Raw genomic sequence first — 8,675 nt, 5'->3', positions numbered from 1 at the left:
GTAATGTTCATCCAAACTGTTACTCTCCCGCTTCAACTCCTTTGGTTTAGCGGCCCACCCCGACGCCGTCTAGTGATTCAATGGAGCCGTTCTAACAGTCTCGAGGCGACGTTGGCGTACAACAGTGGAAGTCAAGTAACGGCTACTCGGTCGATTCAAGTCGAACCATTACGCGAAGACATTGATCTGTACGCATCAGTGCTTGAACAAAATGGATCGACGGTGCTTCAGTACCGAGTCACCAATCAGGGGAACACCCCAATTGACGATGTATCGATCTCGGGGCAAGTAGACGACACGCAGTTGCCAGGTGCAACGATCGGGACTGTCAACGCAACGGCTGCTGAGACAGTGACGATTCCGGTCAACAACGTACCGGTCGGGACTGCCGAAATCGAGGCGACGTACACGGTCGGCGACCGCACAGCGCAGACGAGCCAGACTGTCGACATTACGGAATCGACTGTAACGAAGTCCGAAACCAGCACCAACGGTGAACAGTCGATGACCGCAGTTGGTGGGTTCGGGGGCCTTCCGTTTACAGGCGTCAGTATCGTCCTCATAGGCCTCGTTAGTGTTGGCCTCGTTGGCTATCGACAGTGGGATCGGTGATCGAGTTGGGTTGCTAATAGCAGGGTGCTATCGGGACAGTTTGACGTGCGTACAGCACTGTGGGACAAACGCCTCGCTTTCAATTGAGGCGCTAAATCCCTTCCTCATACTACTGGACAGAAGTCAATACGAAGCCGGTCGCGCTGGTGCGGCCGTCACCGGTGAAGACGGCCGCGAATTCACGACCGACTTCATATTGGCTGCTGTCCGGCAGTATTACAAGTGGAATCGGAGACTGTTCTAGTGCTTAGCCCCGAGGCTATTTACGCGAGCGTTTAGATCGGGACGAGATACGTTGCGATACGGAGAATCGAACAGTCAGGCTGGTTACCTGATGATGGTAACTGGGACTGGGGCGCGCTTGAGAACGCTCTGGGCGACGCTGCCGAGGAGGACACGGCTGAGTCCTGTGCGGCTATGCGAACCCATTACGATCAGATCGATATCGTGTTCGTTGATGTACTCGCTACTCTCATCCGCTGGTTTGCCGAAAACGTATTTAGTCGTAACGCGAGCCTTATGATCAGACGTATGTGTCCACATATCCGCGAGTAACTCCTCAGCGCGATCCGTTACGCGCTCGTCCAGTTCCTCAGCCCCGACCATCGCTTCATGTCACCTACCCGACCGCAACTGGGAGGGCAACCAACAGTATCGACACGAGGAGCAACGAGATGATGAACCCGATGAATGCACGGCGGTCCTCAACGAGAAGATCGTCAACGACGGGGACGATTCCCGCTCGACCGATCGGCTGTCGGTAATGCCCAAGCCCACGTCCACGCGTCTTCCTGCAGGAACCGTCCCTCCTGTTCGTAGATCACGACCAGTTCCGCGATGAGCTCCTTGATGGTCCCGTCGCCCTCGAGGTGGTCCAGTCGATCGCGACGAGACGCCGGTCGCTAGAACAGTCATAATACTCCCATAGTTAATAATAATAAATATAATATATTATTTTCAATATGGGTTGATTTACAACACTATGACTGTGATAGTGAACTACCCACTCTATCGCTCGCTTAACCGCTCGCGTGCGGGTAGAGTAGTTCACGCCTCGAACCCGTGTTCGCCGACGAGCGGGACGAATTGTACTGCGCCGTCGGGAACGTGTTCCACTCGGCCATCGCGTTTTTCCACCAGCGTCAATCGCTGGATCTCGTCGTCGATCGGAACCGGAACCACCATGCGTCCGCCATCGGCCAGTTGTTCGAGTAGGGGATCGGGTATGTCTGGGGCAGCGCAGGTCAGATATATACGATCAAACAGTGATCGATCAGGAAGTCCGCAAGAACCGTTGCCGACGATTACCGTGACTTCATCGTAGCCGGCTTGAGCGAGATTTCGGCGGGCCATACGAGCCAGTGTCGGAAGACGTTCGATCGTGAAGACATTTTTCGCGCCGACGATCTCTGCGGTTACCGCCGCATGATAGCCGCTCCCCGTCCCGATCTCGAGCACTCGTTGCCCCTCTCTGAGCTCGAGGAGTTTCGTGATGTCCGCAACAACGTGTGGGGCGCTGATCGTCTGCCCCTCGCCGATGTCGAGTGGCACGTCGTTGTAGGCTCGATCCCGCGCCGATCTGGGGACGAATTTCTCGCGCGGAACACTTCGGAGTGCGGCCGCGACTTTCGAGGAGTACACGTTCCTCTCTGTCCTGAGCTTCTCGACGAGTTGTTCGGCTGACTGTTGCTCCGCTTCCATATTCTCTCATCTACTCATGGTCAATAGATCCATTCGCAGTGACTGGACGATGAAGATCATATTGTCCGATCGGGCTGGAGCGTTTTGGATCGAACGTCGGAGGGGACTGATTGTAACTGGCAGGATGTTCAGTGGGAAGTGCGTACACATAGTTATCGCTCAGCGCCAGACGGGTACCTCTTTCATTCATTGGTGGTGGGACATTCGCGCCCTATATCCAGCAGTGGAGTAGCGTGCTGTTCAGACTCTGCCGGAGGTCAGCTGCTGAATTCAGAAGGTGCGTTCAGCACGACCGTCAGTACGAAGCGGAAGACGAGCGATAACACTAAATCGGCGTCGGTTTTAGGCAAACCTAAAGCGTTGCACGCACAAAGACAATCCACCGTAGACACGTTAGTTGCTCGGCAATCTTCCACAAAGACAGAACGGTTCCAGTAACTGATCCAATCATCGGTGTTGCCACCTGAAACCACAACTACTAAAAGTTTTTTAGGTGGACCTAAACACGGATGGCAGAAACACAGCCGGTTAGTGGTCAGACACCCGCCCAGCAACGAGCGGGATGGGTTACGGGGACGCTTGTCCTCTTTTGTCTGGCGAGTACGATCGTCACCGTCATCGCTGGGCTTGTCCAGGTGAGTTTCGGGGAGTATTCGATGACGTTCCTCGAGGCCTGGCGGGCAGTGTTCAATCCTAACGTGATCTTTAATATCAACACGTGGTCGGCGTTTCTGTTCGGAACAGAGCTGCCGGAGATGAGTACCGCGAGCATCGTCGTCTGGGAGCTCCGACTCCCGCGCGTGTTCGTGGGGGTCATTACTGGTTCGACGCTCGCGGTCTCCGGTGCGATCTTTCAGGCCGTAACGCGCAACGAACTGGCGAGTCCCTTCGTGTTGGGAGTCAGTTCCGGTGCTGGATTCGCAGTCTTGGCGACGCTGATCGTCTTCAGCGGGCTCGCATCGATATTGCCACTCATCGCGACCCTGGGAGGCGCAGTTGCGTTTATACTCGTCTACACGATTGCCTGGAAAGGCGGCACAAACCCCGTCCGTCTCGTTCTTGCCGGCGTCATCGTCAACATGGTCTTTCAATCACTCCAACAGGGGCTGTTCTTTTTCGCGGACGACCTCGGTGTCGTCCAGACGGCAGTCGCTTGGCTTACGGGATCACTGACGGGAACCGGCTGGGACGAGGTCAAAATCGCGATCCTCCCAGCGATCCTCTCGTGTGCAATCGCGATCGGTGGGGCGCGACAGCTGAACGTGTTGATGCTGGGCGAACGGACCGCCCGATCGCTCGGGATGCGCGTCGAACGTACTCGCTTTCTCCTCTCGGTCGTCGCCATTCTGGCTGCAAGTGCTGCGATCGCTGTCGCCGGGATTGTCAGCTTCTTCGGGCTCGTCGTCCCGCACATCGTTCGAAATACCGTCGGCGGCGACTACCGACGGCTGATACTCGGCTGTCTCTTTGCCGGCCCTGCACTGATGGTCGTCGCCGACGTCGGCGCACGTCTCGCGCTGTCTGGCACCCAGCTTCCCGTCGGCGTCGTCACTGGACTGGTCGGCGGTCCGTACTTCCTCTATCTGATGCGCAAGCAACAATCGATGGGTGAGTTATAATGGCACGCACACAGGACCACGAACGCGAACAGGACCGGATTACTGACGAGGACGGCGTTGCCATCGACAGCGCACTTGTCGGTGAGAATCTCGAGTTGAGCTATCCGACGAGTGAGGAACCGATCGTCGACTGTGCACGCCTCGATATCCCTGAGGAGGCGGTGACCGCACTCGTCGGCCCGAACGGCAGCGGGAAGAGCACACTGTTGAAGGCGCTCTCGAACCACCTCGAGCCGGAGACGGGAACAGTCCGAATCCACGGTGACGACCTCGACTCGTTCAGTCAGAAAGCACTGGCGCGCGAACTCGGTGTCCTCTCTCAGGAGAACAACTCGCTGGGCTCGATTTCCGTCGAGGATCTCGTCTATCACGGCCGGTACCCCCACCGTGGATTTTTCGACAGCGTCAGTGAGACAGACCGCGAGGCAGTCGAGCGCGCGCTTGAGTTGGCGGGCATCGAACACCTCCGGAACGCCGAACTCGGGCAACTGAGCGGTGGTCAAAAGCAACTGGCCTGGATCGCGATGGTGTTGGCACAAGACACTGATGTCCTGTTGCTCGACGAACCAACGACGTTTCTCGACGTTCACCACCAGTTTCGCGTCCTCGAGACGATTCGCCAGTTAAACGAAGAAAAGGGCGTCACCGTGGCAGTCATCCTCCACGACATCTCGCAGGCGGCCCGCTTTGCGGACTATCTGATCGCGATGCGCGACGGCGAACTCTACGACTGGGGGCCGCCCGAAGAGATCGTAACCGAACAGTTGCTCGCCGATGTCTTCGGCGTCGAGGCAACCGTCAGGTACGACCCCGAGCTACAGGTGCTCCCCAAACGAGCGTTACCAGACCGGTAACTGGACACCCGAATCGGCCACCGGTGGCCACGACACAGTGCTGAGAGGAACTGGAGAGATGCTGCAAGATCCACGGACAGATCAGCCGACTTCGAAACACCTTTAAATTTTTAGGCTGGCCTAAACTATGATGGTTGACCAACGAACGTGGACGAGACGAAACGTACTTGCAGTTGGAGGGGCAGTCGCTGGTGTCAGTGCGTTTGCTGGTTGTATTGGCGCCGGAAACAGCGGAAGCGGCGACGGCACATCGGACGATGAACCATACACGGTGTCGATGCCACCGGTCGGTGAGGTCGAATTCGATGGCGTCCCGAAGACGTGGGCAGCTAACAATGGGAGCTGGGCCGACATGGGGATCGCACTGGGCCAGAAACCGCCCGACGCCGTCTATCTCGCCAGTCGCTATCATACGCAGTACTACGACGACATCCCGGGCGTGAGCGTCGACAAAAGCGATATGATATCGCTCTGGGAAGGTGAACTGAACCCGGAGGAATTCCTCGAGTTGAGCGAGAGCGTTGACCTCTTCGTCAATGATCCGAACTTCATCCTCGGTCGAACCGACAGCTGGACCCAGGAGGATATCGACCGAATCGAGGCGACGGGGACGCCGTTCTTCGGTAACAGCAGCTTTTCGACCGGTTACGAGTGGCACGACTACGAGTATCTCACGCTGTACGAGGCCTTCGAGAAGCTAGCGCAGGTCTTTCAGGAGACGGACCGGTACGAGGCGTTCGAGCGCCTCCACGCGGACTTCCAGTCGAACGTCGCCGATATCGTCCCACCGGAGGGTCAGCGGCCGAGCGTCGCCATTATGTGGGCGACCGAAGGCAGTCTGGGATCGGTCTCACCGTATCTGATCGGCGAGGGGACGAGTTTCAAGCAGTGGCGCGACCTCGAGGTCACGGACGCGTTCGCCAATACAGACGTGCGAGACTTCCACAACAGGCGTGGTTCAGTCGACTACGAGACGCTCCTCGAAATCGACCCCGATATCATTCTGTTTCGCGGACAAGAAGCGAAGACCGCTGAGGAGTTCCAGAACGCGATCGTCTCCCAGATGGAAAACGACAGTGTCGCCAGCGAGCTGACAGCAGTCCAGAACGGCGATGTCTACCGAGGTGGGCCGCTCTATCAGGGCCCAATTACGAACCTCGCTGTGACCGAGCGGGCAGCCAAACAGATCTATGACGTTGAGGTAGACCTCTATGACCGGGAGGAAGTCAGCGACATCGTCAACGGCGACTATTAGGCCCATCGAGTGTGGGAGTAGAGTCGTTTTCGGCGGACCTGCCCCAACGGCGTGTATCCAGTCGGGAACGTGCGCGTCAGCGACCAGCGACGACCGGTATCGACGGCCGCTGTTCGATTGCTTTATATCGTCGCGTTAGAATCAGCCTCATGCCGTTATTTAGGCTAGCCCAAATCGAGAGGGTTATCAACTTTTAGGTAGGGCTAAAATATGCAACCAAGCAGACGAGATCTATTGGCAGCGAGTACGGCCGCAATTGCAGCTGGACTTGCCGGCTGTAGCGCTTCAGGGGAAGCTGAGGGCAACACCACAAAAACAGCCTCACAGGGAACCGACGAGGCAGAGACGGCCGAGCCAGTGAATGCGGCTGTCAGCGCAGAGTGGAACGCGATGCGCGCCCGTCTCTGGGATTCCCTTTCGCTGGGCATCGCCGATGAAACGGGCGCTGGCGCATCGGTCGCTCAGCAGACGTTTGCCCGGTTCGAGCACGCCTCCGGGAAGTACGGTGCGCTCGAGATGCTCGACGCCAGGGGTTCCGACGACAACGTACAGCTCCAGTGGATACAATGCGCCGGCACTTGGTGCTGCTCTGTAGCCAGTTGATCGGTCGGTCACACCTTGAGCGGACCACAGTAATTGGCTGAGCTCCTGTCGTGTCAGCGGTTGCGTTCCGTACTCACGTCGAGATCGTCGGTTCGCGATCGCTTTTTCGACTGATGTATCGCTCTCTTCTGTGGAGGAGGGAGAGAGAGAGAGCCTCGTTCTGGAAGCGGTCATGGTTCGCAGCCCGGGTTCGTCTGGTTACCCCGAGTACCGCCTCCAGACCCGCTGTCATGATGCCGATCGCCCCTAGGGTGACGATTGTCCGTCTCGACGGTCGTTGCATGGTAACTAGGAACGTCTACTGAAAGAGTGATACTACTGGACAGAAGTCAATACGAAACCGGTCGCGAATTCGCGGCCGTCCCCATAGGTGACGGCCGCATACGTGCGGCCGGCTTCNACTACTGGACAGAAGTCAATACGAAACCGGTCGCGAATTCGCGGCCGTCCCCATAGGTGACGGCCGCATACGTGCGGCCGGCTTCACGTAGTTCTGTCCAGCAGTATGAAAAACGTCGCCATAGCCCGTCTTAGCTACATATCTGCTTGGTTGTACGAGACAATTTGGAAGCGTCGTTATACCTCTGTACTCAAGGGTAGGGTGTGTAGGAACAACGTGAGAACGCTGATTCATGCAGTGAGACTGACGCCGACAGTCGTAGCGACGACCCATCCGAGTGGCCCCATTTAACCGACATCCTATCTAAAATCCTACCAAACCATCGAGGCGGCCTGTTCCTCGCTGAGAAACCTGCGGTGTTCTGCGAGATTGCCGTACTCACCCTCCAAGGCCGCTTTGGACTGCATCCATCGGTACCTTCTGTCCACGTTACTAGAAACCATGGGCATAATTATGGGGTGGCAAGCACCTCCCCCCCTACAGATTCATTGGGTTCAGAGGTGTAGACGAACAGACTATGTCCCACTGGCATCATCACTGCGGCTGTCCGTATCATCGCCGTGCCCACCTCTGTCCACAGTGCGACAGTCCGGAGTACTGGCCCCAGACGCGAGACGAGTGGGACGAGCCACAGCAGCCGGAACCCGAACCCATTGCACAGCAACTGGACGATCTACGCGACGCAATTGAACGTCTCAACGACCGTATCGACGCTCTTGAAGAGGCGTGAACACTGATCGGATCGGAGATGTATGATACAGTTCTCTTTCCAACGGACGGGGGCAGAACGTGGGCGTGAAGCAAGTGCCCTGTTACCGATAAATCGTGTCTTCATTGACATCCTCCCGCGCCTGAAGACGCGGGAATCCCACGGCACCGCACCGCTGAGTTGGGATATTACGGTTCGCGGTTCACAACCTGTTCTCGTGGGGCGAAACGGCCCTCACTACGGTCGAACAGGTGAACCGCTGGCTGTGCCAACCAGCCGTTATCCCTATCACCGCCATCCGTGGCGAGACTTGGGAGTATCTTTTGCCGAATATTCTCCGCACCATTCACATCAGCGTTCGCAACCGTATCGCACTTCTCACACACGTACAGCCCACGTTCAACTCGCTGGTTGTCATCTGTGTGGCCGCGTCGCCGAACACGGACCGATCGCCGATGTTCGGGCTCGAGTGGGTGGGGACACCCTTCGGCAGGTGTACGAGCACGCCGTCGGTGGTCACCGCGATACCGTGCAGGTCGTGGGTGATCACGCATGAGCGGCGACGTGAACACGCCGAGTGACACCACTCGCGACCGGCCCACCGGACAGTTCGATCGCTAACAGCAGAAGTAGTGGGATAGGTGGGTCAGCACAGCTATTTCGAAACTCGAGGAACTCGAGCGGATCCGTTCGGCTGCCTAGAAGATCATCGACGTTGTCAGCGAGGTGACCGACGATAAGTGATCGAGCGCTTCTGCTCGAGATCAGCAACGAACTCGACAAAGAGTGGTGGTAAATTCGGTGACGACACTAGACGGGTGTCACCAGCGGACTGCCGTTCAGTAGGTCCGCAAGTCCGTTACTGGTCGCGGGTGACGAACCACCAGTCGTAGTAATTGAGTTCGTCGTCGTCAGCAGCCTC

Annotated in this window: 9 protein-coding genes and 2 pseudogenes; 6 read left to right on the top strand and 5 right to left on the bottom strand. The window is 57.3% G+C overall.

What is annotated here, in order from left to right; all coding sequences use genetic code 11:
• Positions 1 to 198 precede the first annotated feature (198 nt).
• Positions 199 to 612 (top strand): hypothetical protein, encoded by a 414-nt coding sequence (locus C476_RS19145; protein WP_049911943.1) that lies wholly within the window; start codon positions 199 to 201, stop codon positions 610 to 612.
• A gap of 327 nt (positions 613 to 939) precedes the next feature.
• Here the strand turns inward: C476_RS19145 and C476_RS15285 are convergent, their stop codons facing one another.
• From C476_RS15285 to C476_RS15280, 3 genes are all read right to left on the bottom strand, one after another.
• The gene (locus C476_RS15285) at positions 940 to 1,218 is read right to left on the bottom strand and encodes a universal stress protein (RefSeq protein WP_008014565.1); all 279 of its coding nucleotides are present in this window, start codon (positions 1,216 to 1,218) and stop codon (positions 940 to 942) included.
• Between the two features lie 113 nt (positions 1,219 to 1,331).
• Positions 1,332 to 1,490, bottom strand: a complete 159-nt coding sequence (locus C476_RS19935) for a DUF7557 family protein (RefSeq protein ID WP_449289262.1) — start codon at positions 1,488 to 1,490, stop codon at positions 1,332 to 1,334.
• Positions 1,491 to 1,659: 169 nt separating this feature from the next.
• Positions 1,660 to 2,313: a protein-L-isoaspartate(D-aspartate) O-methyltransferase gene (locus C476_RS15280; protein WP_008014564.1), complete on the bottom strand. Its 654-nt coding sequence runs from the start codon at positions 2,311 to 2,313 to the stop codon at positions 1,660 to 1,662.
• Positions 2,314 to 2,822: 509 nt separating this feature from the next.
• Here C476_RS15280 and C476_RS15275 point away from each other — a divergent pair.
• From C476_RS15275 to C476_RS19690, 4 genes are all read left to right on the top strand, one after another.
• A complete protein-coding gene (locus tag C476_RS15275) occupies positions 2,823 to 3,932 on the top strand; it encodes a FecCD family ABC transporter permease (RefSeq protein WP_008014563.1) in 1,110 nt (369 codons plus the stop codon).
• A complete protein-coding gene (locus tag C476_RS15270) occupies positions 3,932 to 4,786 on the top strand; it encodes an ABC transporter ATP-binding protein (RefSeq protein ID WP_008014562.1) in 855 nt (284 codons plus the stop codon). The genes C476_RS15275 and C476_RS15270 overlap by 1 nt, the downstream gene beginning before the upstream one ends.
• Before the next feature lie 130 nt (positions 4,787 to 4,916).
• Positions 4,917 to 6,041, top strand: coding sequence for an ABC transporter substrate-binding protein (locus C476_RS15265; protein WP_049911942.1), 1,125 nt, complete (start codon positions 4,917 to 4,919; stop codon positions 6,039 to 6,041).
• A 210-nt stretch (positions 6,042 to 6,251) separates the two neighbouring features.
• Positions 6,252 to 6,644, top strand: a complete 393-nt coding sequence (locus C476_RS19690) for a DUF5059 domain-containing protein (protein WP_049911941.1) — start codon at positions 6,252 to 6,254, stop codon at positions 6,642 to 6,644.
• Here C476_RS19690 and C476_RS19215 read toward each other — a convergent pair.
• Positions 6,633 to 6,818, bottom strand: a pseudogene (locus tag C476_RS19215) (hypothetical protein); the annotation flags it as partial. The gene C476_RS19690 and the pseudogene C476_RS19215 overlap by 12 nt on opposite strands.
• 743 nt (positions 6,819 to 7,561) lie before the next feature.
• Between C476_RS19215 and C476_RS15255 the strand changes: the two are divergent.
• Complete coding sequence (locus C476_RS15255) at positions 7,562 to 7,774, top strand: hypothetical protein (protein ID WP_008014556.1); 213 nt, start codon at positions 7,562 to 7,564, stop codon at positions 7,772 to 7,774.
• Positions 7,775 to 7,941: 167 nt separating this feature from the next.
• Here C476_RS15255 and C476_RS17940 read toward each other — a convergent pair.
• Positions 7,942 to 8,184 (bottom strand): annotated as a pseudogene (locus tag C476_RS17940) (RNA-guided endonuclease InsQ/TnpB family protein); the annotation flags it as partial.
• Between the last annotated feature and the right edge of the window lie 491 nt (positions 8,185 to 8,675).

The sequence above is a fragment of the Natrinema limicola JCM 13563 genome, from assembly GCF_000337475.1.
Lineage (GTDB): Archaea > Halobacteriota > Halobacteria > Halobacteriales > Natrialbaceae > Natrinema > Natrinema limicola.
This window is presented reverse-complemented; position numbering and strand designations above follow the sequence as displayed.

Excerpts from the sequence above, each read along its gene's own strand:
- C476_RS15285 (WP_008014565.1), bottom strand. The coding sequence starts at position 1,218 with ATGGTCGGGGCTGAGGAACTGGACGAGCGCGTAACGGATCGCGCTGAG.
- C476_RS15280 (WP_008014564.1), bottom strand. The coding sequence starts at position 2,313 with ATGGAAGCGGAGCAACAGTCAGCCGAACAACTCGTCGAGAAGCTCAGG.
- C476_RS15275 (WP_008014563.1), top strand. The coding sequence starts at position 2,823 with ATGGCAGAAACACAGCCGGTTAGTGGTCAGACACCCGCCCAGCAACGA.
- C476_RS15270 (WP_008014562.1), top strand. The coding sequence starts at position 3,932 with ATGGCACGCACACAGGACCACGAACGCGAACAGGACCGGATTACTGAC.
- C476_RS15265 (WP_049911942.1), top strand. The coding sequence starts at position 4,917 with ATGGTTGACCAACGAACGTGGACGAGACGAAACGTACTTGCAGTTGGA.
- C476_RS19690 (WP_049911941.1), top strand. The coding sequence starts at position 6,252 with ATGCAACCAAGCAGACGAGATCTATTGGCAGCGAGTACGGCCGCAATT.
- C476_RS15255 (WP_008014556.1), top strand. The coding sequence starts at position 7,562 with ATGTCCCACTGGCATCATCACTGCGGCTGTCCGTATCATCGCCGTGCC.